The 22,406-nt window shown below is 58.4% G+C and carries 23 protein-coding genes; 12 read left to right on the top strand and 11 right to left on the bottom strand.

Going from position 1 to position 22,406, the window contains the following annotated elements; translation table 11 throughout:
• Positions 1-169: 169 nt before the first annotated feature.
• Positions 170-1,054, bottom strand: coding sequence for a DMT family transporter (locus ABI171_RS12075; RefSeq protein WP_348092802.1), 885 nt, complete (start codon positions 1,052-1,054; stop codon positions 170-172).
• A gap of 668 nt (positions 1,055-1,722) precedes the next feature.
• Here ABI171_RS12075 and ABI171_RS12070 point away from each other — a divergent pair.
• The 5 genes from ABI171_RS12070 (at position 1,723) to ABI171_RS12050 (ending at position 6,360) form a co-directional block, all read left to right on the top strand.
• Positions 1,723-2,124 (top strand): hypothetical protein, encoded by a 402-nt coding sequence (locus ABI171_RS12070; protein WP_348092801.1) that lies wholly within the window; start codon positions 1,723-1,725, stop codon positions 2,122-2,124.
• Positions 2,125-2,222: 98 nt separating this feature from the next.
• On the top strand, positions 2,223-3,107 hold the full coding sequence (locus tag ABI171_RS12065; RefSeq protein WP_348092800.1) for a hypothetical protein: 885 nt from the start codon (positions 2,223-2,225) through the stop codon (positions 3,105-3,107).
• 20 nt (positions 3,108-3,127) lie between these two features.
• The gene (locus tag ABI171_RS12060) at positions 3,128-3,421 is read left to right on the top strand and encodes a transposase (RefSeq protein WP_348092799.1); all 294 of its coding nucleotides are present in this window, start codon (positions 3,128-3,130) and stop codon (positions 3,419-3,421) included.
• A gap of 314 nt (positions 3,422-3,735) precedes the next feature.
• Positions 3,736-4,758: a helix-turn-helix domain-containing protein gene (locus ABI171_RS12055; RefSeq protein ID WP_348092798.1), complete on the top strand. Its 1,023-nt coding sequence runs from the start codon at positions 3,736-3,738 to the stop codon at positions 4,756-4,758.
• A gap of 36 nt (positions 4,759-4,794) precedes the next feature.
• Positions 4,795-6,360, top strand: a complete 1,566-nt coding sequence (locus tag ABI171_RS12050; RefSeq protein ID WP_348092797.1) for a diguanylate cyclase — start codon at positions 4,795-4,797, stop codon at positions 6,358-6,360.
• A gap of 12 nt (positions 6,361-6,372) precedes the next feature.
• On the opposite strand, the gene ABI171_RS12045 is transcribed toward ABI171_RS12050, so the two are convergent.
• Together ABI171_RS12045 and ABI171_RS12040 are read right to left on the bottom strand one after the other, a co-directional pair.
• The gene (locus ABI171_RS12045; RefSeq protein ID WP_014005844.1) at positions 6,373-6,567 is read right to left on the bottom strand and encodes a hypothetical protein; all 195 of its coding nucleotides are present in this window, start codon (positions 6,565-6,567) and stop codon (positions 6,373-6,375) included.
• 304 nt (positions 6,568-6,871) lie between these two features.
• Positions 6,872-8,671 carry a collagen-like triple helix repeat-containing protein gene (locus ABI171_RS12040; protein ID WP_348092796.1) on the bottom strand — a complete coding sequence of 600 codons (1,800 nt, stop codon included), beginning with the start codon at positions 8,669-8,671 and terminating at the stop codon, positions 6,872-6,874.
• Positions 8,672-9,204: 533 nt separating this feature from the next.
• Between ABI171_RS12040 and ABI171_RS12035 the strand changes: the two genes are divergently transcribed.
• Positions 9,205-9,987, top strand: coding sequence for a peptidoglycan DD-metalloendopeptidase family protein (locus ABI171_RS12035; protein WP_348092795.1), 783 nt, complete (start codon positions 9,205-9,207; stop codon positions 9,985-9,987).
• Positions 9,988-10,070: 83 nt separating this feature from the next.
• Here the strand turns inward: ABI171_RS12035 and ABI171_RS12030 are convergent, their stop codons facing one another.
• The 4 genes from ABI171_RS12030 to ABI171_RS12015 all read right to left on the bottom strand — a co-directional run bounded on the left by ABI171_RS12030 (position 10,071) and on the right by ABI171_RS12015 (position 13,620).
• Positions 10,071-11,294 carry a DUF3443 domain-containing protein gene (locus ABI171_RS12030; RefSeq protein WP_348092794.1) on the bottom strand — a complete coding sequence of 408 codons (1,224 nt, stop codon included), beginning with the start codon at positions 11,292-11,294 and terminating at the stop codon, positions 10,071-10,073.
• A 13-nt stretch (positions 11,295-11,307) separates the two neighbouring features.
• Positions 11,308-11,775 carry a DUF2844 domain-containing protein gene (locus ABI171_RS12025; RefSeq protein WP_348092793.1) on the bottom strand — a complete coding sequence of 156 codons (468 nt, stop codon included), beginning with the start codon at positions 11,773-11,775 and terminating at the stop codon, positions 11,308-11,310.
• Positions 11,776-11,958: 183 nt separating this feature from the next.
• Complete coding sequence (locus tag ABI171_RS12020; RefSeq protein WP_348092792.1) at positions 11,959-13,350, bottom strand: TAXI family TRAP transporter solute-binding subunit; 1,392 nt, start codon at positions 13,348-13,350, stop codon at positions 11,959-11,961.
• A gap of 57 nt (positions 13,351-13,407) precedes the next feature.
• Positions 13,408-13,620 (bottom strand): DUF3820 family protein, encoded by a 213-nt coding sequence (locus ABI171_RS12015; RefSeq protein ID WP_348092791.1) that lies wholly within the window; start codon positions 13,618-13,620, stop codon positions 13,408-13,410.
• A 238-nt stretch (positions 13,621-13,858) separates the two neighbouring features.
• Here ABI171_RS12015 and ABI171_RS12010 point away from each other — a divergent pair, with 238 nt between their 5' ends.
• The 6 genes from ABI171_RS12010 (at position 13,859) to ABI171_RS11985 (ending at position 19,879) form a co-directional block, all read left to right on the top strand.
• Positions 13,859-14,581: an ABC transporter ATP-binding protein gene (locus ABI171_RS12010; protein WP_348092790.1), complete on the top strand. Its 723-nt coding sequence runs from the start codon at positions 13,859-13,861 to the stop codon at positions 14,579-14,581.
• Complete coding sequence (locus ABI171_RS12005) at positions 14,578-17,169, top strand: ABC transporter permease (RefSeq protein WP_348092789.1); 2,592 nt, start codon at positions 14,578-14,580, stop codon at positions 17,167-17,169. Before ABI171_RS12010 ends, ABI171_RS12005 begins: the two co-directional genes overlap by 4 nt.
• 77 nt (positions 17,170-17,246) lie before the next feature.
• Positions 17,247-18,287, top strand: coding sequence for a carotenoid 1,2-hydratase (locus ABI171_RS12000; RefSeq protein ID WP_348092968.1), 1,041 nt, complete (start codon positions 17,247-17,249; stop codon positions 18,285-18,287).
• A gap of 75 nt (positions 18,288-18,362) precedes the next feature.
• The gene (locus tag ABI171_RS11995) at positions 18,363-19,067 is read left to right on the top strand and encodes a glutathione S-transferase N-terminal domain-containing protein (RefSeq protein ID WP_348092788.1); all 705 of its coding nucleotides are present in this window, start codon (positions 18,363-18,365) and stop codon (positions 19,065-19,067) included.
• A 258-nt stretch (positions 19,068-19,325) separates the two neighbouring features.
• Positions 19,326-19,703, top strand: coding sequence for a hypothetical protein (locus tag ABI171_RS11990; RefSeq protein WP_348092787.1), 378 nt, complete (start codon positions 19,326-19,328; stop codon positions 19,701-19,703).
• A 23-nt stretch (positions 19,704-19,726) separates the two neighbouring features.
• On the top strand, positions 19,727-19,879 hold the full coding sequence (locus ABI171_RS11985) for a hypothetical protein (RefSeq protein WP_348092786.1): 153 nt from the start codon (positions 19,727-19,729) through the stop codon (positions 19,877-19,879).
• Positions 19,880-19,939: 60 nt separating this feature from the next.
• On the opposite strand, the gene ABI171_RS11980 is transcribed toward ABI171_RS11985, so the two are convergent.
• The 4 genes from ABI171_RS11980 to ABI171_RS11965 all read right to left on the bottom strand — a co-directional run bounded on the left by ABI171_RS11980 (position 19,940) and on the right by ABI171_RS11965 (position 22,329).
• Positions 19,940-20,554: a glutathione S-transferase gene (locus ABI171_RS11980; RefSeq protein WP_348092785.1), complete on the bottom strand. Its 615-nt coding sequence runs from the start codon at positions 20,552-20,554 to the stop codon at positions 19,940-19,942.
• Positions 20,555-20,737: 183 nt separating this feature from the next.
• A complete protein-coding gene (locus tag ABI171_RS11975) occupies positions 20,738-20,962 on the bottom strand; it encodes a hypothetical protein (RefSeq protein ID WP_348092784.1) in 225 nt (74 codons plus the stop codon).
• 76 nt (positions 20,963-21,038) lie between these two features.
• The gene (locus ABI171_RS11970; RefSeq protein WP_348092783.1) at positions 21,039-21,224 is read right to left on the bottom strand and encodes a hypothetical protein; all 186 of its coding nucleotides are present in this window, start codon (positions 21,222-21,224) and stop codon (positions 21,039-21,041) included.
• Between the two features lie 538 nt (positions 21,225-21,762).
• The gene (locus ABI171_RS11965) at positions 21,763-22,329 is read right to left on the bottom strand and encodes a hypothetical protein (RefSeq protein WP_348092781.1); all 567 of its coding nucleotides are present in this window, start codon (positions 22,327-22,329) and stop codon (positions 21,763-21,765) included.
• Positions 22,330-22,406 lie beyond the last annotated feature (77 nt).

Genomic DNA, 22,406 nt, shown 5'->3' with positions numbered 1-22,406 from the left:
TCTTGATTATGCCATAGAAGCAGCCCGCCAATACGCTAGAACGTCACGAAAGTGCCATACTTGCCCCGGGGCTGTTGCATATATTCACGCATTTGCTCAGCCTGGAGCGCCAAACCGGAAATTATTTAGCCCTTTATTTGCATCGCTCTCCGGTCGCTTGCCTGGCTGTTTATTCGCTTGGTTTGGCGCGTAAATAATTTGACAGATTAAGTTTACCGGTCGCCAATGCCGTTCCCAGCAAGATGATCAGGCAGCCGAAAATCATACCAGGCGTCACCTCTTCTTTCAGGAAGATGGCGCCCCAGATCACCCCGAAGATCGGGATCAGAAAAGTCACCGAGGCGGCATAGGCCGAGCCGACGCGATCCAGCAAACGATAGAAAATCACGTAGGCGACACCGGTGCACAGCACACCCAAGGCCACCACTGAATACCAGGCCGTACCGGATACCGGCGCCGCCGGCCAGTACAGCAATGCCAGCGGCAACAGCACCAGGGTCGCCGCTAACTGACTGCCGCAAGCGACCACAAATGGTGGCACGCCGGCCAGACGGGTCTTTGAATAATTGATTGCGAAACCGTAGGACAAAGTGGCCAGCAGCACCGCCGCCGTCGCCAGCCAAACGCCGGGCCGGCCTTCGCCGATCTTGTCCCATACCAGCACGACCACGCCCGCCATGCCGACCAGCATGCCGATGACTTGCGGCCGGCTCATGGGCGTTTTCAGCCACACGAACGCAATCAAGCCGGTCCACAAAGGCACGGTGGCATTCAAGACCGCGTCGAAACCGGCATTCACATACAAAGTCGAGTAGGCAAACAGCGAAAATGGCAACGCCGAATTGGTGACCCCGACCACCAGCATCGGCCACAACTTGCTGCGTAAGTGATTGCGGGCGACGGCGGAACGCAATACCGGCAACAGCACCAGCGCAGCGATGCCGACGCGCAAGGCAATCAACGGCACCGGCCCGAATTCCGGCGCGCCGATGCGCATGAAGAGGAACGATGCGCCCCAGATGGCCGCGAGAGAAAACAGTTCAACAAAGTTCATGACTGGCTTTTCGATTGGGTTTGAATTGCGCGAAAGCATCCGGTGCCGAGATGCAAATTAACATGCGGCAATATATCTGATTATCGTCGCCGCGTAAAAACTTCGCTCAGCTGATGTAGCCTGCAAATCTCCTGCAATACATCAGATCCACCTCGCCTTGCTCCATACAAATTCCGCTCGACAATCAAACTTTCACAAGTTGTTTCGAGATTTCCACACACAAGATTTTACGCCTTGTCAAAAACGGACATCACGTTTCCGAGATAGTTTTTCCGTGCGCCATTATTCGCAGCGACGCAATTTCGAGCGCTGTGAATGACGTGGATTTTTTTATATTTTTTTGTTAGCGCTCACATGATGCAGCACGGAAAAACACTAGCCAAATCGGCCAACTTATCTGTCCGAAGCTGACAAGGTTTTGTCGTAAACACTTCAACTTGCAATCCTATTATCAGATCAACGCAAACGAGCAGCACTTCTAAACGGAGCGGCAGCCGGAACTATTTACACCATTTCGCATCACGCGCGTCTGTCGAAAAGAGACATCGGCGCTTGTTGCCGGCAGCACAGTTTCAATTTTTCGGATTACGCAATTCTTGTCTATTAATCGGGGCGTATATAGACGAGACAACACGGTGAATGGCGCCCCTACCTTAAGGAGAATCAAAATGTTACGCAAGACAACACTCGCAATCGTGGCTTCCGTGCTTTGTGGTTATGCAGCAATGGCAGGCGCAGTCACCGTAGTCGGTGCCGGCACTGCAGGCAATGCCGGCGCTTCTTCCTCATCGGGTTCAAGTTCCGGGGGTGGATCCGGGGCACTCAGCGTGGGCAATGGCTTCCATGCCGCCACCACTACCAATAGCAGCGGCGGCACGGCAACTTCATCCGCTGTATTTGGCCCAAATGGCGTGGCTACTGGGTCCCAAACCGGCACTTCATCGACAAATACTAGCGCAGCGGGCGGCTTCGGCCATGGCGGTTCGGCTGCCGGCGGCACTTCTGGCTCGAATACCGGCGCAGCAGCAGGCGCCAATACAGCCAGCGGCGCATTCTTCTTCCATTTCTAAAACCGGCGTTACCTGCTACCCAGTCGTAGCTCCAGGCCAACCGTTCGTAAGGGGCGAAAGGAAAGCAATTTCCCGGTAGCCCCGCTAGGAGAAAAAAAATGAAACGCGCATTTAAAGCAACGGCGCTCTTGATCGCTCTCTCGGCGACGAATCTGGCGCTGGCGGATATCATATCCGGCTCTACCTCGGACTCGGGTTCCAATTCAGGCTCGACTTCCACCTCGACTTCCCAAGGTGCCGGCTCAAGCGTCAACACCATCGGCACCAACAGTAATTCATCCAGCGGCTCCACCAGCGGATCCAACGCGTCGGCTATCGGCGGCGGCGCATCGCACTCCACATCGACCGGCGGCAACTCCACCGCAGCCGGCGGCGCTGGCGGCAATTCACGCTCGAACTCGGCTGGCGGCAATTCAACGGTCAGCGTATCCGTATCGTTGCCAAGTACAGCCGCCGGCACCACCAGCGGCGCAACCGGCACCACCGCAGCAGCGGGCGAGCCCGGTAGCAGCCCTAACAACACCATGACCACGGTCGACTACGGCGGAACCTATACCGTCAAGACGGTACCGAATATTGTCGCGCCTTCGCTGACCACCACCTTGTCTGATACTTGCATGGGTTCGGCATCATTCGGCCTGTCGTTCACCGGCTTCGGCGCTACCGGCGGTACTACCATGGTCGACCAGGCCTGCGTGCGGCGGCTGGATTCCAGGGAGTTTCGCGCGATGGGACTGAACGATGTAGCGTTGGCCCTGCTCTGCCAAAGCGAAGCCAATCGCAAGGCGGTCGAATCGACCGGACGCTCCTGCCCAGGCATGGAAAGAGCCGCAGCACCTGGCGCACCAGCCGCGCCTTCGGCAGAAAACAATGCCGTCAGCCAAAACCTGATGAACATCGGCGATCAATATAAAGACCCGTTGATCCGGGCTCGCCTTGGCCTGGATAAGACGTCGGATTTGACCGCGTTAAAAGATCGCTAAACAGAATGCGAGGGAATGCCATGAAGCGTTCGCCATTCTCCAGCGACCAGATCGCTGCGGCCCTGAAGCAGGAGGAACTGGGCATGCCATTGGCAGATGTGATCAAGCAAGCCGGGATTACCGAGCGCACCTTCCACAACTGGAAGAGGCAATACGGCGGCATGCCGGACTATCCGCAAGACTTGAAATGCCTGCAGGAAGAGAACGCCAAGCTGAAACAGATCGTGGCCGAGCTGACGTTGGAGAACGCTCGCCTGCAAGATGCGCTGGATGACAAGAGGAATAAACACGAGCATTACAGCTCATCGAATTGAACGCGTCCAACCCAGAAAACAGTCGTTAAAAAAAGAAGTAAATCATAATATTATTTATACGCAATTGTTTAAAAACGAGTTCCGGTTAAAAAAGTTCCAGATAGAAATTAACATTGGTGGACATACAAAATCCGGATGCATGGTTTTCTGTTGCCATAGAAAATCATGTGTTAACGCGCCACAGATATAACTAAATTTAACAATCGATTACTGGACAATGCGTAATTTTGTAGCAGAATGGGGAATAGTAATTTACCAATAAAAAATTGCGTCAGGGCAATGCACAACGGTAAATTGGCGGCAGGGAGAGTCTCATGGATATCGAGTGCACAAAGACACTTGAGGTGATAGACAACAGCAGCTCAATCAGACATATAGGGATCATCGTTTTTGACGGAGTAGTGCTGGCTGACGTGGTTGGCGCGGCGGATGTTTTCGGGGTCGGCGACAAACTGATTTCGACGGTATTTCCAGGCACCACACGCTATGCAGTATCGATCCTCTCCATCTCGGGCGGCATGGTCATGTCCTCGGCATCGGTGCAGATAATGACTTCTCCGCTAGCATCTTTCGGCAGGAATCATTTTGACACCCTGCTGATCGCCAGCGGCACCGGCAACTTCGATGCCTACCGGGATCCCGTCCTGATCGCCTGGCTGCAGCAGATGCGCAGCAGCGTGCGCCGTATAGCAGCAATCTGCACCGGCGTGTTCGTGATCGGCGCCGCCGGTTTTCTTAACAATCGCCGCGCCACCACGCATTGGGCTTTGCTGGACAAGCTGGCGCGTGAATTTCCCCTCATCAAAATCGACCGCGAAGCGCAGATCAGCGAAGACGACGGCATCTTCACTTCTTGCGACGTCGGCATGGCCACTGATCTGGCGTTGCGCCTGCTGGAAAGCGACCTGGGCCCGGCTGTTGCACGGCGTGTAGCGCAAAGCCTGGTGGTCTGCCAGCGCCGCCGCGACACGCCGCCTGCCAACCAGGCATCGCCAGCCAGTCTGCCGATCAAGACCAGCAAGATCCAGCGTGCCTCGCTTTGGTTTGTCGAACATCTGGCGGATTCCATCAGCGTGGTCGACGCTGCCAATTTCGTCTCCATGAGCGAACGCAATTTCGTGCGCCAATTCAAGCGCGAAACCGGACAGACGCCACATGATTTCCTGCTCAACCTGCGGCTCGAAGCGGTGCGCCAGCAACTGACCGAGACCGACCTGCCGGTAGACAAGATAGCCAGGCGTTGCGGCCTGTTCAGCGGCGAGCATGTCGCTAAATTGTTCCGCAAGCATATGTGGACTTCCCCCACAGAATATCGCAAAGGCATACGGCCAAACTGAGCCATGGACCAGGACGCGCTATTGTCTGGAGCATTGATGAGTCTCCCCACTACAATAGCGCCACGTCAACCGCGTTTTAATCTCGGGCGGCTGCCCATCACTTTTCTGGCGACGCTGTTCGTGGTGCTGGTGTGCGTGTCGCTGCTGACGGTGGAGGCCTGGCGCAGCTGGAATGCGCGCAATGTCGAACTGCAGGAAACTGAAGTTGCAACCACCAACCTGGCCCGTGCTCTGTCAGAACATGCAGGCGATACCATCAAGCAAGCCGATACGGTGTTGGTGGGTGTGGTCGAGCGCCTGGATCTGGATGGCAACAGCACGCCATCGCAGGAACGTTTACACAAACTGCTGATGCAATACATTGCAGAATTACCGCAATTGAATGACATATCTGTTTACGATGAGACCGGGCTGTGGCTGGTCAACGCCCGCAACGGCATGATCCCGGTCGTCAACAATTCCGACCGCCAGTACTTCCGCTATCATCGCAGCCACCTCGAACGCGAAGCCTACATCGGCCCACCAATACGCAGCCGCTCGACAGGCGCCTGGATAGTCACGGTCTCGCGCCGCTACAATCATGCCGACGGCAGTTTCGCCGGCGTTGCGCTGGCCACCATCAACATCACCTACTTCAAGAATTTCTACGACAGCTTTGATATCGGCCGCGCCGGCTCGATCTTTCTCAGCCTGAATGACGGCACGATGCTGGTCAGGAGTCCGATGCTGGACAGCTCCATTGGCAGAAATCTGTCCAACTATCCGATCTATCGCGACTACGCTTCCAAGAATGCGGTCGGCACCGCCGTGATGCGCTCTGGCCAGGACGGCATCGAACGACTGATTGCGTATCGACACCTGGAGCAATACCCGTTGTTCATCACTGTCGCCCGCTCCAAGGATGAAGTGCTGGCAGACTGGCGCTCCGACACCTATCTGCATGTGCTTGGCGCCTTGCTGCTGACATTGGCGCTGGGACTGCTCGGCTGGCGCCTGATCCACCAGATCCAGCTACGCCTGGCAGCGGAGGCCGGTTTGCTGCAAGTGCAAGAATCATTGCGCACCCTCAACCAGCACTTGGAACAGCTTGCGCTGCAAGACGGCTTGACCGGCCTCGCCAATCGTCGCCATTTCGACAGCACGCTTCGCGACGAATTCAGCCGCGCCATGCGCAATGCGAATTCATTGGCACTGGTGATGATCGATGTCGATTATTTTAAACAATACAATGATATCTACGGACATCTGGCCGGCGACGAGTGTTTGCGGCAGATCAGTGAAATCGTCAAAGCCAGTAAAAACCGGCCTGGTGACCTGGCAGCGCGTTACGGCGGCGAGGAACTCGCAGTATTGCTGCCGGATACCAATCTGGCAGGAGCGATAGCAGTAGCGGAAAAAATCCGTCTGGCGATTTACAATCTGCATATGGAACACGCATTTGGCCCGGTCGGCCTGATCACCATCAGCGCCGGCGTCGATGCTTTCGTTCCGATCAGGGATGACAACATTCCTTTTGAATTGATTCAGGCGGCAGATAAAGCGATGTATGCGGCTAAGGCAGCCGGCCGTAATTGCGTGCGCTCCAGCGCTGATTTGCGCTAAACCGCACGTGCTTCATACGCGGCCGCGGCGCCCTCTTTCGTAGACCAGCGAACCCACCGCGATCAACCGGTACAGCTCCTGCTCCGTGAGCTTATAAGACAGTGCGGCAATCTCGCGTGCCAGCATGCCAATCAGCAGATCATTTCCCGGCACCTGTGCCTGCGGGCTGGCGCAGGCGATCAAATCGACTATCTGTTCGGCTCTCATGATCCCACCTCGGAAAGATTAAATATCGGACTTCAGTCTTCGCTTGCCTTGCTTGAAAACCTTGCTGCTCAACGGTGTCCCGGCAGATTCAAAAACGCTTCAACTGCTGGTCTGCTGCTTAAACTGTTGGGGAGTTGGCCTTTGAAGTAGGGTTCAACCTGGAGTCTGTGGTCAAGGCGGCCTTTCGATTTGCGTTCAATGACGAAACCAGCGCTGCATCTCATCAATATGTTCTATTCAACTCTGCGACAAGGAAGCCTGGCCGGCGGCCAATGCTTCCTTGCGACAGAACAGCGTGGCAAGATTACTTCTTACCGGTTCCTCCCAACAAGCCATTCAGCAAGCCGGTCACCGGGGCCAGCGGATCGCCGGTCGTCCCTGTAGCGCCTTTGCCGCCAGTCAAGCCTGCCACCAGGTTGGTAACCGGGGCCAATGGGCTGGCGCCAGCGCCGGCAGTACCGCCGACTGCGCCAGTCAAACTACCCAACAAACCAGTCACTGGAGCCAATATACCGCCACCTGCACCCGTAGCACCGCCGGCAGCGCCAGTCACGCCGCTCAACAAACCAGTCACTGGAGCCAGTGGGCCACCGCCACTGCCGGTTGCACCGCCGACAGCGCCAGTCAAGCCGCCAAGCAAACCGGTTATTGGAGCCAATGGACCGCCACCACCACCAGTTGCGCCACCGACAGCGCCAGTCAGGCCGCCAAGCAAACCGGTTATTGGAGCCAATGGACCGCCACCACCAGTTGCGCCACCGACAGCACCGGTCAAACCGCCTAGCAGTCCGGTCACTGGGGCCAGTGGGCCACCAGCGCCGCCAGTTGAATGGCCGAGAGCGCCGGTCAGACCGCTCAACAGACCTGTTACTGGCGCTAGCGGACCTCCGCTGCCGCCTGCTGCACCGCCGATGCCGCCAACCACGCCGCTTAACACGTTATCCAATGGTTGCAGCAAACCGCCAGTCTTGTTGCCTAGCAGAGGTTGGCCAGTGCCGACCAGTGCGTTGGTGCCAACGCCTGCAACTGTGCCACCCAAATCATTAAGCACGCCACCCAGGCTGCTGACGCCAGGAACTTTTGCGCCGGTCAAGGTATTGCCCAGCGTGTTGACGGTTCCGCCCAAGGCCACCAGCAAGGAATTCACGGGCTGGTTGAGGCCAGTCGCATTGCCGACGGTCTGGGTCAAGGTAGTCACGGTGCTGGTCAACGGCACAATTGCCTGACTGACGGTTTGCGTGATCTGTTGTACGGGCCCGGTGGTCAACAGTGCTGTAACAGGAGCTCCCAATCCGGAAACGGTAGCGCCCACCTGAGTCACCAGATTGCCCACCGGCGTAGTCACCGCTCCCAACGGCGCCAAGGGTCCGGTTCCCAGCCCTGTAACCACTTGCCCCACACCTTGCACGGCATTACCCGCCTGGGTGACGACACCGCCGACGCTGCCGACTGTGGTGCCGAGCGAATTCGGATTGGTACCGATCTGACCCAAACCGTTGGTGACGCCCACGCCCAGTGTGTTGATAATGCCGCTGCCGCTATCCACCACGGTAGCCAGTCCGCCCTTGGATTGCGGCGAAAGCAGCGGCACGTTGTTGATTACGGTATTGCCTATCGCATCCACTGCAGCGCCGGTGCCGGACACCGTGGTACCGACGTTTGAAAGGAAATTGCTGGAAGCGCCGCCTGTACCACCGCCGCCTGTACCACCGCCGCCTGTACCACCGCCACCTGTACCACCGCCACCTGTACCACCGCCACCTGTACCACCGCCACCTGTGCCACCACCACCTGTGCCACCACCACCTGTACCACCGCCACCTGTGCCGCCACCGCCATCACCTGTGCCGCCGCCCGAACCACCACCTGAGCCGGCGCCACCGCCAGTGCCGCCACCGGAGCCGCCACCGGAGCCGCCACCGCCGTCAGTACCGGTTCCTCCACCGGCGCCGGTGCCCGCTCCGGTGCCGCCGGCTCCCTGGGTAGTTCCGGATCCGGAGCCCAATGATTTTCCCAGGTCGCCGCCGCCGCTGGCGCAACCGGCCAGCAAACTTGTCAACAACAACGATGCTGCAACCAGGCCAGTTTTTTGCGATGTGTTCATGATGTTTTTCCCCTTTGTGAAAGTTCGAACCACACGTTCCTGCATGTCTATTCCGCAAAGAACATGCCAGCATGAAAACGTCGAAACAAGGGGCGGGATACGGCGTTGATTTTTTATCAGATATTAAAATAATTCCTTTAAAATCAAATACGTAGGAAATTTAAAAACAAGATAGAAAAATTCGGGATGTGGCGGATCCGGCAATGTTTGATACGTTACATGTAACGTAACGTCCGGTACGACAGCGGCACGACTACTTGTCGTTTAATTACTGAAATTAAAATTTTCAGCGACGCAATTCAATCCGGAAAATGCGTTTTTTTTCGCCCCGCTTGCCAGCCTCATTTACCCGACAGCCCGAATTGCGATATCCTCGGTCTCTAGAAAAAACGGCAACAGGTGGCTTTACAGGCTGGCGGCGATCCGGTCGACGCAACTAGTTACGCCAAACCCGGTCAGAGGATGCACGCCAGGCAAGTCCGGCCTGGCGGCCTTAATTAATCGAAGTCAGATCTATCAGAGGAATAATATTGTTGGTCCAGAACACAGGGACATCCCGCTCGCATCATCCAGACAGCGTCAAGAATTCCCGCCTTTCCCGCACGCTCGCGCGGATTGCGTCTCCTGCGCTTTCGTTAGTCTTCCTGCTAGTCCTGGGTGCCTGCAGCACGCCGTCCGGTCCGAGCGCCGGCGTCCAACCTAGCGGCCCCGGTTACTACACTGTGCAAAAAGGCGACACCCTGTCCAGCATTGCGCGCAAATTCAGGCGCAGCAATAGCGAGATCATTGCCTGGAACAAACTGTCGGATCCGAATGACATCAAGGTGGATCAGGCGCTGCGGATAGCACCGGAAGGCGCACGCGCCGGCGGCAATGCCGTGGCAAGCCGCAATCGCCGTCCAGTTGAAGACGATGGCGCAGATGCCGCTGCGGCAGCCGCCGACCGCAAGGATCCGGTCGACTGGACCTGGCCGGCCAGCGGCCAATCCAGCAGCGGCGCCGGCCAAGGAAAAAAAGGCATCGACATCTTAGGCCAGCTCGGGCAGCCGGTGATGGCGGCCGCCGCCGGCAAGGTGATGTATTCCGGTAGCGGCATACGCGGCTACGGCAACCTGGTGATCGTCAAACATAACAGCAACCTGTTATCGGTCTACGCGCACAACAAGATCATCGTGGTCAAGGAAGGCCAGATGGTCGCCAAGGGCCAGAAAATCGCTGAAATGGGAAAATCCGACAGCAATACGGTCAAACTGTATTTCGAAATCCGTCGCCAGGGAAAAGCGGTAGATCCTTCTCGCTATCTGCCTAGCCGCTAGAGACCCGGCACTGGAATGAAAAAGGGGCGCATCGCTGCGCCCTTTTTGTATCGGTAGAAATCAACCGGTTCGCTGCAGTTTATTTAGTAAGCAACATAAGGTCCGACGGTGCCGGCCGCAGAAACGCCCTCAAGCGCGGTGTACACCGATCTGCCGAAGAAGAATGGCAGGCCCCAGTCAAAAAAGGAAGCGAAAGCCGCGCTGCCGCCCAGATTGTTGAATGCAGTGTTGTTCGGATTCGACTGGAACAACGTGTTGGCGTTGGCTATGTTAATGCTGACAATGTTGCTGCGGCCGTTGAGGCCGGTATTCGTGACATTCCGGGTTACGCTAGATAAAGGACAATAAAACCCGGAGCCGTTGCTACAAGCAGGGATGGTCGAATCGGTAAAGAACAGGCCGTTCGAACCGCTGTCAAAGAAAGCCTGCATGACTTGTCCCTGATACAGCACACTCAGGTTGCCCGAGCTATTGAGCGTGTAGACGCCGGCACTGCCAAGGGCATTGTTGGCTTGCGTACCGATGCCGAAAATCAGCGATCCGGTGACGCCAGCTGCGCCGGTGGCGCCGATGGCCGGCATCTGGATTACCGTGCCGTTATTATCGGTGGTGAAGGCGGCTACCGGATTCGCCACCTGGCTCGACACCGGCAGCGTGGTCGCGGTGCAGTTCGCGCCGCCCGGGCAAGAGTAATACCAACCCTCAAGCGCCTGGCCGGCACAGGCGCTGCCGCAATCCTGGATAAATGTACTGATGCCGATCAAGCCATTGGCGTGGAAAGCAGCCACCGTATTTTCCGCCACCAGGCTGCCGGAACAACCGCTTGGCACCGATGGAAAAGCGCTATCGCCGATGATATGCACCGGAATACTGCTGGCGACTTCGCCTGCGATACGGACATCGGCCTGCTTGACCGAGCCCCAGCTGTAACCATCGGCAAAACGCGCACATTCAGCCAGCGGGTTGCCGCTGGAGGACGTCAGCGCCGGCAGCGTCATGCTACCGGACAAAACCGACGAGATGATGCGCAAACCGCTGGAGCCGGTATCCACCAGGATATGGTCGATGGTCTGGCACTGCGTGGTGCTGCCGGGCTGGCAAATGGTCACGGAGATATAGGGTGAATTGACGGCGTTGACCGATTGCCCGGATGCTGCCAGCGGACCGCTGTCGATCACGATGGCCTGGACATTCTGGGTTGGTTTCGGCGTCGGGGTCGGGGTGTTGTTGTCGGAACCGCCGCCACCGCCACAGGCCAGCAGGAGTGAACTGCTGAGCACACAAAGCAGGTAAGTCAAAGAACGCATGGTCATCCTCCGTTCAGCGAATATCACTAGGGGTCACGCCTTGCGGCAGCAAGGATGGCACATAGGCGCTGCCGGCAAAGGAGCGCATATGACCGCCTGAATGCAATACCAGCTGATCGGACTGAATCGTCACCGCCCGCCGGCCCGCATGGGGGACGCTCGCAGCGCTGACATATTGGTCGGCATAGGTGCCCAGCACTTCCTGCAGATTCGGCATGTCTGGGCCCTGCCAGCTCACCGCAAACACGATGTTGGCAGGTGAAATATATTCCCGCACCGTGGTGCCGGACGGATTGACTGTTTCGCTAACCGTATAGCCGTTGTAGCTGGAAACACGGGCGCTGGCCTTGGCGCGAGCACTGGCAGCCTGTTGCACCGTGCCGTTGGCAGCAGCAGGCCCGGCGGCGGCGCCAAGCGCCGCCAACGCCGGCACAGATTGCGCGAACAGCAATGCGCATACGACAGAAACGGAAAATCTCATATTCATGTCCCACCTCACCTCTGTTCGATTAACAAATGTCTGCTAAATAATAACCGATGCCGCGCAGCAATTTGCAAAGATGTTTTAACACCCCCGCTCTCACATAACAATCAAAATGTGCTAGAGATTTACGTTATTTACAATGATTAACTGTCTCATCGCGCCAGTTTCGTTTAACTTCGCTCAATTTTTACCGAGCAGGCGGGAACGGACGAAGCCGATATGTTCCCGCAACACATAAAACTGGTCGGCAAACGCCAGCGGCATTTTCATCCGGTTAACTCCTTCTTCGATATGATCCAGCCGCTTCAGCAATTCTCCGTGCTCCTCCTCGGTATCGGTGGCGATTGCGCGCTCCAGCGCGATCAGCGCGCCGTACCAGCGATAGATGCGCGACTTGATGCGCCAGCCGTACAGCAGCGGCACCAGCTTGAAACCGGGAATCAGCAGCAGGATGATCGGCAGCAGTACCACCAGGGTCCGGTCCACCAGGCTGGCAAGCCAGAACGGCAAGCCGGAGCGATAGAAGAAACTTTTGCCCGATTTGTAATAGCGCGTGGCGTCTTCGCTGATGGGAAATTCATGGGCCAGCGGCGCCGGGAATTCACCGGCGTGCTGCAGCACGTTGGCGCCACTATGCACTTCCTTGGCGGCGTCGATCAGCATATCGGACAGCGCCGGATGCAGGTCGTCGCGAGCAATCAGCTCAGCGGTGGGAGCAATCAGGTGAATGTCGCGGCTCGGGATGTTCTTGCCGAAATCGAACAAGCCCTTGGGGATCTTCAGCTCGTTCAGGTAGCTGAAACGGCGCGCATAAGCGCCAGCCTGGGAAAAATCGAGCAGATTGATGCCCGGCGTGTGCAGTAGCTTGACCATGGTCGGCGGCGAAGCCGAATCGCCCATCAGGAAGGCGGCGTCGATCTTGCCGTCGGTCAGGGCTTGCGCCGCTTCGTCGCCACCCATGTCCAGCAGCTCGGTGCTGCCACCGAGTTCAATCTCGTTGGCTTTCAGCAGCGTCAGCGCCAGCACCCGCGAACCGCTGCCGGGAGCGCCGATCGCGATCCGTTTGCCACGCAACTCGGACAAACGGTCCAGCCTTTCGGGGTTGGCATGACTAACATGGCTGCCGCGGCTATCTTGGTTACGATAGAACACTGACACCGGCACATAGGAAATGCTGCCCAGCGACACCAGTCCGTCGATCGGCATGTCGCCCGCCACACCGCCCTGGACAAAGCCGACATCGATGCCGGAATGGGGATCGCTCAGTTTTTTCAGGTTATCCAGAGAACCTTCCGAGCTGACGATTTTCAGCTTGATGCCGTTGCGCGCCAGGATAACCCGGTATTTTTCCGCGGTTTTCCAGAAACTGCTGTTCTCGGCGCCGGTGGTGATCGTCAGGGTATTCGGCGGCGCCGGATGGATGAACCTGATCGCCAGCCAGATGGCAAGGATCGCCAGCAAGGCAATCGGCCCGAAGCTGATCGCCAGGTCGCGCCAGGAAATTGCGACGAAACGTGTCTTGATGTTTTTAGCGGATTGTTTCAGGTCGGACGGTTTTAAAGGATTAGCCATGTGCTTGATTCTATCGTTGATGACCTGTGGCAATGGGTTTTATTCAATTTTCTTTGATCACCGCTGGCGCAAAGGTTCCAGCAAATGCGACAAGGCATTGTGATCCAGCTCGTACATCAGCGCCAGCAGGCCGCCCAGTTCTCCTGCAGGAAAACCTTCGCGCGCAAACCAGGCCAGGTAATCGCCCGGCAAATCGGCGATCAGGCGGCCTTTGTATTTCCCGAAAGGCATCTGGCGCGTGACTAATAATTGCAGGTGTTCGGGACTCATGATGGATGGCGGCGGCAATTTTCTTATCGGGGCGGTCGGGACCGAAGCGTAACGTCAGCGCACAGAGTCGGCAGAGGCGCGTATTGTGCCAAAATTTATGCCGCCATGCGATCTTTGCTGAAATAAGATCCGGCGCAGGTCTCCAGGCTTGTCGGCAGATGCACCCGACTACCCGGGTGAAATCATCTACACTGCTAAATATTCTCTCATATCAACGTACTTAACCTGTCCATCCTGCATGCAGACCAATCCGACAACACCCTCTCCCGCCAACGCCATTCCAGCACTGGAATGCCGCGGTCTGCGCAAAACCTACAGCCATGGCCGGGTGGTGATGGCGCATCTCGATTTCAGCCTGGCAGCCGGCGAATACGTCGCCATCATGGGCGACTCGGGGGTTGGCAAATCCACCCTGCTGAACCTGATCGCCGGTCTCGATACCGCCAACGGCGGCGCGATACTGATCGACGGCGTCACCATGTCGAGCCTGGACGACGATGCCGCCACCCGCCTGCGCCGGCAAAAGCTGGGCTTCATCTTCCAGGCTTTCCATATTTTGCCGCATCTGACTTTGCAGCAGAACGTCGCCCTGCCGTTACTGCTGAATGACGCGCCGCAGGAACGCGCTCTGGAGCTGCTGGCGGCGGTCGGCCTGGATGGCCGCGGCAATGACTTTCCACGCCAGCTGTCTGGTGGCGAGCTGCAAAGAGTCGCCATCGCACGGGCACTGGTGCACCGGCCCAAGCTGATCCTGGCCGACGAACCGACCGGCAATCTCGATCCCGACACCGCGCACGAAGTGCTGGCGCTGCTGCGCCAGGAAATCAAGGCCAACGGCGCTTCCGCCATCATGGTCACCCATTCTGCCGCCGCCGCAGCCAGCGCCGACCGTATTCTGATCATGACCGCCGACGGTTTGCGCGCGCTGCCAGAAAACGCGACTCTGCCGCTGCTGCAATGATCCCCGGCGTCCCGGCAACTGCGCGCGCAGTCCGATCAGGCAAGCGGCGGCGTACGCTAGCGCGCTGGCTGTTGCTGGGCGAATGGCGTGCACATCCGGTGCGCGCACTGGTGGCGATTGCCGCCATCGCGCTCGGCGTCGCCCTCGGCTACGCGGTCGACCTGATCAACGATGCCGCCTTCAATGAATTTTCGGCCGCCACCCGCAGCTTGTCCGGCCAGTCCGACCTGCAGGTGCGCGGCGCGCAAGCCTGGCTCGATGAAGGATTGTATCCACAACTGGCGCAGCGGCCGGGAGTCGCCGTAGCCAGTCCGGTGCTGGAACTCAGCGTTACCTTGCCGGGCCGGCAGAGCGCGCTGAAAGTGCTGGGCATCGATGTCTTTCGCGCTTCCCGGATTGCGCCTGACCTGGTCGGTGTGCCGGCTCCAGAGCGGCCATTTGACAGCCTCGCCGACGACGCCATTTTCCTGTCGGCCGCCGCGCAGGAGTGGCTGCAAGTCAAACCGGGCGACCAGCTGGCGCTGCGCAACGGCACCGGCATCGTCCATTTGCGGGTGGCTGGCGGTCTGCTGAGCGCGCGTGCCGGCCAACGGCTTGGGGTCATGGATATCGGCGCTGCGCAATGGCGCTTTGAGCGCATCGGCAAGCTGTCGCGCATCGATCTCAAGTTGCAGCCAGGCGTCAACCGAGAAGCATTCGAGGAAAAGCTGCGGCAACAGCTGCCGGCCGGTGCACAGGTATCGGAAAGCCAGGATCAGGACAGCAGCAACAATAATATGTCACGCGCCTATCGCATCAATCTGAATGTACTGGCGCTGGTGGCTTTGTTTACCGGCGCTTTCCTGGTGTTCTCTACCCAGGCGCTGTCGGTCATCCGCCGTCGTCCGCAGTTCGCCCTGCTGCGCGTGATGGGTTTGCGACGCGCCCAACTGTTGCGCCAGGTGTTGCTGGAAGGTGCGCTACTGGGTTGCCTGGGAGCGTTGCTGGGACTGGCGCTGGGATATGGCCTGGCGGCGACGGCACTGCATTTTTTAGGCGGCGATCTCGGCGGCGGTTATTTCCGCGGAGTCCAGGCCAGCGTCAGTTTCGACTGGCCGGCGGCTCTGGTTTTCTTTGCCCTGGGTAGCGGCATTGCCTTGCTCGGCAGCCTGGCGCCGGCATTGGAGGCGGCCAAGGCACAGCCGGCGGCGGCGCTCAAATCGGGCAGCGAGGAAACCACGTTGGCACGGCTGGCGACGCCGTTGCCGGCGCTTGGCTGTCTGTTACTGGGCGCGCTCCTGACGCAATTGCCGCCACTGTTCAATCTGCCGATCTTCGGCTATCTGGCGGTGGCGCTGCTGCTGATCGGCGGAATTACCTTGATGCCGCGGTTGGCGGCGCTGGCTTTTTCCGCGCTGCAAAAATTCAGCTTGGGACGCCGCACCGGCGTCGTCAGGACGCTGGTACTGGCGCGCCTCGCCAATGTTCCCGGCCAAGCCGCGATCGCGCTGGGCGGCGTACTGTCCAGCTTCAGCCTGATCGTGGCGATGGCCATCATGGTCTCCAGCTTCCGCATCTCGGTCGACGACTGGATGCAGCAGCTGTTGTCGGCGGACTTGTACGTGCGCTCCGCCGGCAGCGGCGAAACCGGCGCCATGCGCGTTTCCGAACAGCGTTTGCTCGCCGCCGCGCCGGGCGTGGCGCGCGCCGACTTCCTGCGCACCTCGCCGCTGGCGCTGGACCCGGCGCGGCCGCCGGTGATCTTGATCGCGCGCGGCATCGACGCCGCAGATCCGGGACGCAGCCTGCCCATGGTCGGCCCGCTGCTGCCACCTGCGACAGTCAGCGCCGCCAACGCAGCCGGTGAATTGCCGGTCTGGATCTCGGAAGCCATGGTTGATCTCTACCACTATCGCCTGGGCCAGCGGCTCATGCTGCCGCTGGCCGGACACCGCTATCCTGCCGTGGTTGCAGGAATCTGGCGTGACTATGCGCGGCAAACCGGCGCCATCCAGTTGCGCCTGGCGGACTATCAGCGCTTGAGCGGCGATACCGAAGTCACCGACGCTGCCCTCAGTGTGCAACGCGGGGTTGATCCGGCGACCGTGATTGCAACGCTGCGCAAGCTGCCGTTCGGCGCGGCGCTGGAATTTTCCCAGCCGGGAGAAATCCGTGCGCTCACCCTGAAGATTTTCGACCGCAGCTTTGCCGTCACTTATCTGCTGGAAATCGTCGCCATCGTGATCGGCTTGTTTGGCGTCGCCGCCACTTTTTCCGCGCAAACCCTGGCGCGCGCCCGCGAATTCGGCATGTTGCGCCACATAGGCGTCACGCGCCGCCAGATCCTGGCCATGCTGGCGCTGGAAGGCGGCCTGCTGACGGCGCTCGGGATGGCGGTGGGTTTCCTGCTGGGCTGGGTGATCAGCCTGATCCTGGTGTTCATCGTCAATCCGCAATCGTTTCACTGGACCATGGATTTGCACGTGCCTTGGCTTGGACTGCTGATTGTGGCGCTGCTACTGCTGGTTTCCGCCAGCGCGACGGCCTTGCTGGCCGGGCTGCGCGCGGTGTCTATCGATGTGTTGCAAGCAGTGCGGGAGGACTGGTGATGTTGCGCGTGATGTTTTACAGATGGAACGAACGGCTGGCAAGTTGCCTGCTAAGCGTAAGCGTCGCGCTGTTGTGGATGCCATCGTCATTTGCCGCGCCGCCCCGGTTTGCGCAGGTAACCCCTGACCACGCGCTGACGCTGCCGCAATATAGCGGCGCTCATCCCGATTTTCGCACCGAATGGTGGTACGCCACCGGCTGGCTGGCCATGCCGGACGGTAAGCCGCTCGGTTTCCAGATCACTTTTTTCCGCTCCGCCACCGAACACGACCGCGCCAACCCCAGCGCCTTCGCGCCGACCCAGCTGATCATCGCCCACGCGGCGTTGTCCGACCCCGGCCTCGGCAAACTGCTGCACGATCAGAAAAGCGCGCGCGCCGGTTTCGACCTGGCTTACGCCAAGACCGGCAACACCGACGTCGCGCTAGACAATTGGCGCTTGCTGCGCAATGCCGATGGCAGTTATCAAGTCAACGCCGCAGCCCGTGACTTTACACTGGAGCTCAATTTGAAGCCGACCCAGCCGCCGCTGCTGCAAGGCGATGGCGGCTATTCCCGCAAAGGTCCGCAGGCGGCGCAAGCCAGCTACTACTACAGTGAACCGCAGCTGCAGGTCAGCGGTAAAGTGAGCCGCAACGGCCAAGCCGGACAACCACAGATAGTCAGTGGCAGCGCCTGGCTCGATCACGAATGGTCGACCAGCGTGCTGGATGCGAATGCAGTCGGCTGGGACTGGCTCGGCGCCAACCTGGACGATGGCTCGGCCTTGATGGCGTTCCAGATCCGCGATCGCAGTGGCAAAAAAATATGGGCGCATGCAGCCCTGCGCGATGCGCGCGGCCAGGTCACCCAGTTCGCACCCGAGCAGGTTAGCTTCGTGCCGCAGCGCAGTTGGCGTTCGCCGCGTACCGACGCCAGCTATCCGGTACAACCCTTATTGCATACCGGCGCGATCACATGGTCGCTGCTGCCGCTGCAAGATGACCAGGAACTCGACTCCCGGCTATCGACGGGATCGGTCTACTGGGAAGGCGCGGTCACCGTAAACCGTGACGGCAAACGCGCCGGCCGCGGCTACCTTGAACTGACCGGCTATCTCAAGGCGCTGACATTCTGAAAGCGGCGCCGTCCCAGCTGAAACAGTGCTTTTATGGTTCAATATGAAGCCGAAAAATCACTCCCAGGAAAAAGCATGATCGACCTCTATTACTGCCCGACCCCGAACGGCCACAAGATGACCGTGTTTCTGGAGGAGGCAGGATTGCCTTACAACCTGATCCCGGTCAACATCAGCGCCGGCGACCAGTTCAAGCCGGAGTTCCTCAGTATTTCACCCAACAACAAAATCCCGGCCATGGTGGACCATGCCCCTGCCGACGGCGGCAAGGCCATATCGCTGTTTGAATCCGGCGCCATGCTGCTGTACCTGGCTGAAAAAACCGGCCGTTTCCTGCCCGCCGACCTGCGCGGCCGCAATGAAGTGATCAAATGGCTGTTCTGGCAAGTCGGCGGACTGGGACCGATGGCCGGACAGAACGGCCACTTCAATGTGTACGCTCCCGAAAAAGTACCCTACGCAATTGCCCGCTACACCAATGAAACCAACCGCCTGTACGGCGTACTGAACCAGCGGCTGGCGGAGCGCGAGTTTTTGGCAGGAGATTATTCGATTGCCGACATGGCCAGTTACCCGTGGATCGTGCCGCATGCATCGCATGGCCAGAACCTGGACGATTTCCCGCATCTGAAACGCTGGCTCGACAGCATCGCCGCCAGGCCGGCCGTGATCAAAGCCTACAACGGCGCCAAGGATGTGTATGCGCGCAATGTGGCGCCGATCTCGGACGATGCCCGCAACGTCTTGTTCGGGCAAACTGCGGCGTCGGTCAAACGCTAAGCCATACACCGCCACGGCGCGCACCCGCGCCGTGCAGTTGCGGTCGCCATCGCCAACTGGGGCGGCGGCATCCTGGAACTCCGCCTGCCGCTCGCCTTCGGAGCCGTTACGCTGTTCGCAACCGCATGGGCATTGTCCCGGGTTTCTATTTTTGCCAGCGCAGGCTACACTTAAAGCCGGGCTCGGCATTGCCAAAAGGTGATACATTTACCTCAGATATTGCATATTCGACTTGATACAATTTTTATTGGGAGACGCATGAAAAGTCCATCGACAGGCCTGTTTATCGCCATCGCCACTATCCTCCTCGCGGGCTGCGTGCTGCAGCCAAACGTGCGCAACTATACGCCGCCGCGCAGTTCTACGCCGCCGCCAGCGGAGGCGCCGGTATCGCTGTCGGAATCGCTCGGCCCGTCGGAACAGATCATCGACATGCCGCAACAAACTCCAGCGCCTAAACGCGGCGAGCTATCCGATGTGGTGGAACGCATGGCGCGCAGGAGCGCATGTGCACCTGCGGCCGGCGCCAAGCTGATCGCCAGGACCAGCGCGGTGGAAACCTATCAGGTCAGCTGCGAAGATGGCCAGCAACAGCTTTACAAGTGTGAACTGCGGCAGTGCCGCTTGATGAACTAAAACCAGACCGACAGGTGGTTTTCATGAAAACTGCACTAGGAGCATTGGGGATACTCTTCTTCATTTCACTATTGACCGGCTGTGCCTATCCGCATTTGAAATGCGACGACCCCGATGCGCGCCCCAGCTGGTGTGACGATACCGGCGGCATGCGCAACGCGACGCACCCGCAATAACGCCGGCGCAATCGCCTAAAGACAGCAGTTACGCTGGCCGGCAGCGATTGCAAGCACAAATCACAACGGCGGCGCGGCAACGAATTCCGCCAGATGTTCAGCCTTTTCAGAAAACGCCTGCAGGGTCGGGTAATCGGCTGCGATGACGATTTCCGGCAGCATCATCTGTGTGAAATTCCAAGCCACCGCAGTGGTCACTCCAGCTTGGTTCATGGTCCGGCTGGTCGCTTCCAACGGTTTTTTACGCAGTTCGCTTTCCAGCGCCTGATAGGCGGAAAACAGCTGGCCCTGGACCCGCTCGACCCACGGCGCATGCTGCTTTTCCGGCGGCCGCAAGTTGCGCTCGTAGACGATCTGCACGCTCTTCTCGCACGCCGCCAACCCTAGCCCGACAATCCGCAGGACATGCAAGCGTTCGCCAATCTCCGCCGGCATCAGGCTCTTGCCCGACGCGGCCAGGGCTTCGGCATATTCCAGGATCAACGAGGAATCCATCAGTACGCCGCCATCGTCGCACACCAGCGACGGCGCCTTGACTACCGGATTAATTTTCCGGAACTGTTCGAAGGTACTGAATACCGAAATCGATTGATGATCGAATGGAATGCCAAGCAGCTGCAGGGAAATCGCGACGCGACGGACATAAGGTGAGTCAAGCATACCAATAAGCTGCATGGTTTCTCCTGTTGAGGACGCTGCGGCAAACGCCGCAGCAAGCGGCCACCCCATGGGGAAGATCGCGTTTATCGGATGGGAATCGTAGCACGAAATAATGCAAAGAGATGCAAGCAAGGGGCGGCGGATCGCGACTGCGGCAGAGCCGCAAAATCCGCAGATTCTCTCAATCGGCAATCCGCTCTAGGATTGCGCATCAATCCAGATTTTTGCCCATTCAATGCCGAGATGTTGTGCATCGGTCTCGCTTGCCGCCGCAATCGGGGGCTTGAAGACCAGTTCAATCGCCCTGTCCGGGCCTGATATCGCTACCATCACAATGAGTACTTCGAAGTTGCCGTTGACAAGTGGATTGATTGTCAGGGAGTACCTGAAATTTCCACGTTCACGCTGTGTTGCGAATAACATAAAATGTAAAACCAGAGAATAAATTCTTTACGCGTTTGATGCCTATCGCTACAACAACGTGCTGAAGCCATTCACATCACGCTTCTTCTACCTCGCGCTTGGCGGGGGTTGCGTAGATATCGATACACTTGAAAGTATCGGCATAACGCTTCGGGTCGCCGCCGGCTTCCAGGCTTTTCTTGAATTCCGCTGCTTCGGCCGTGCTGTCGAATTCGTAGGCAAGCCCTTTAAAAATGACGGTCGCCTCAGTGAGCCTAACCATTACAATCTCCTTCAGTGTGTAGTAAAAGGATGCGCTATCCTAGCATCGCTAAAAGTATCCTTTTGCCCCTTATTGCAAGAAAAGGTAACGACGCTTGTTTGGCCGTTCACGCCCGCCGCCGACGCTCGCCGACCACGCAAATCCGCCGGATACGCAACGCCGCGACAAGAATGCAAAACCGGTGCAGCCGATGCCGGCAGCCCGCTTGCTCAGATTGATATTACGCTTTTGAAGTTCCCTGTTGAACTGTCATTATTGGCAGTGATTTGTATCTGCGCGGCAGATGTCTTCAGACCGGCCGACAAGGTTCCGCGCAACTGCCTCCCTGACCTAATCACTTTCGTCGACGAAACGGCATCTGTCAAACAGCCAAATGTTATTGAATTGTTGAGTTCCATCACAAAAAACTAAAGAGCATCCAGCCGCTCCGGAAAAACACGCGCCGCAAAAGAAAGAGCCCCGACGTCGCCGGGGCTCTTTCTTTACAAATGACGCTTCGCGACCGATACCTGATATCTGCTGCGTCGCAAAAAAACGACTACTGCGTTTTTTCCGGCGTCACCTCGGGTGCGGCGACAGGCGCTGCTTCCGCCTCTTTCGGCTCCGGTTCGTCCGCCACTTGATAGGATGGATCGCGCACCCAGCGGCTCAGGTCCTTGCCAATGGCGGCAGCGCTGCGGTCGAGAATGGTGCAGGTCCCCTTGAAAGCGCCGAACATCCCGCCGACAGACCAGCGGTTGATTTTGGTATGACGCAGTACTTTGCCGCTAGGGTCCAGCAAATCCGCCGTGACCGTAATGGCTTTGGGGCCGCTCCATGCACCGCCGCCAACCCCCAGCACATGGGTAATCTGCAAACGCAGCAAAGTGGCGCCGCCTGTTTCGGCGCCGGTAGAGACTGTACCGTCGCCGCCCTTGTTCAGCTTGGCCAGCACCGGACCGATGCGATGCGACAACATGCTCTCTATCTGGCACTCTTCCTTGACCTTATCTACCACACCGGCGTCCGGGTGATAAGTTACCGGCACCTCCAGCAACGTGCCGCCGGCGCCGGCGAAAGCAGCTGTGCCATAGCTCATCAGAGCAATCAAAAAAAGCTTTTTCATCAATATTTCCTAGGGAGTGAGATAAAAGACAACATCTTATCGAGAATGCACCGCCGGCATTGTACAGTGTTGCAAGA

The organism is Collimonas sp., assembly GCF_039923675.1.
In the GTDB taxonomy this organism is placed as follows: Bacteria; Pseudomonadota; Gammaproteobacteria; order Burkholderiales; family Burkholderiaceae_D; genus Collimonas.
Note: the sequence above shows the minus strand (reverse complement) of the source record. Positions and strands in the feature narration are given on the sequence as shown.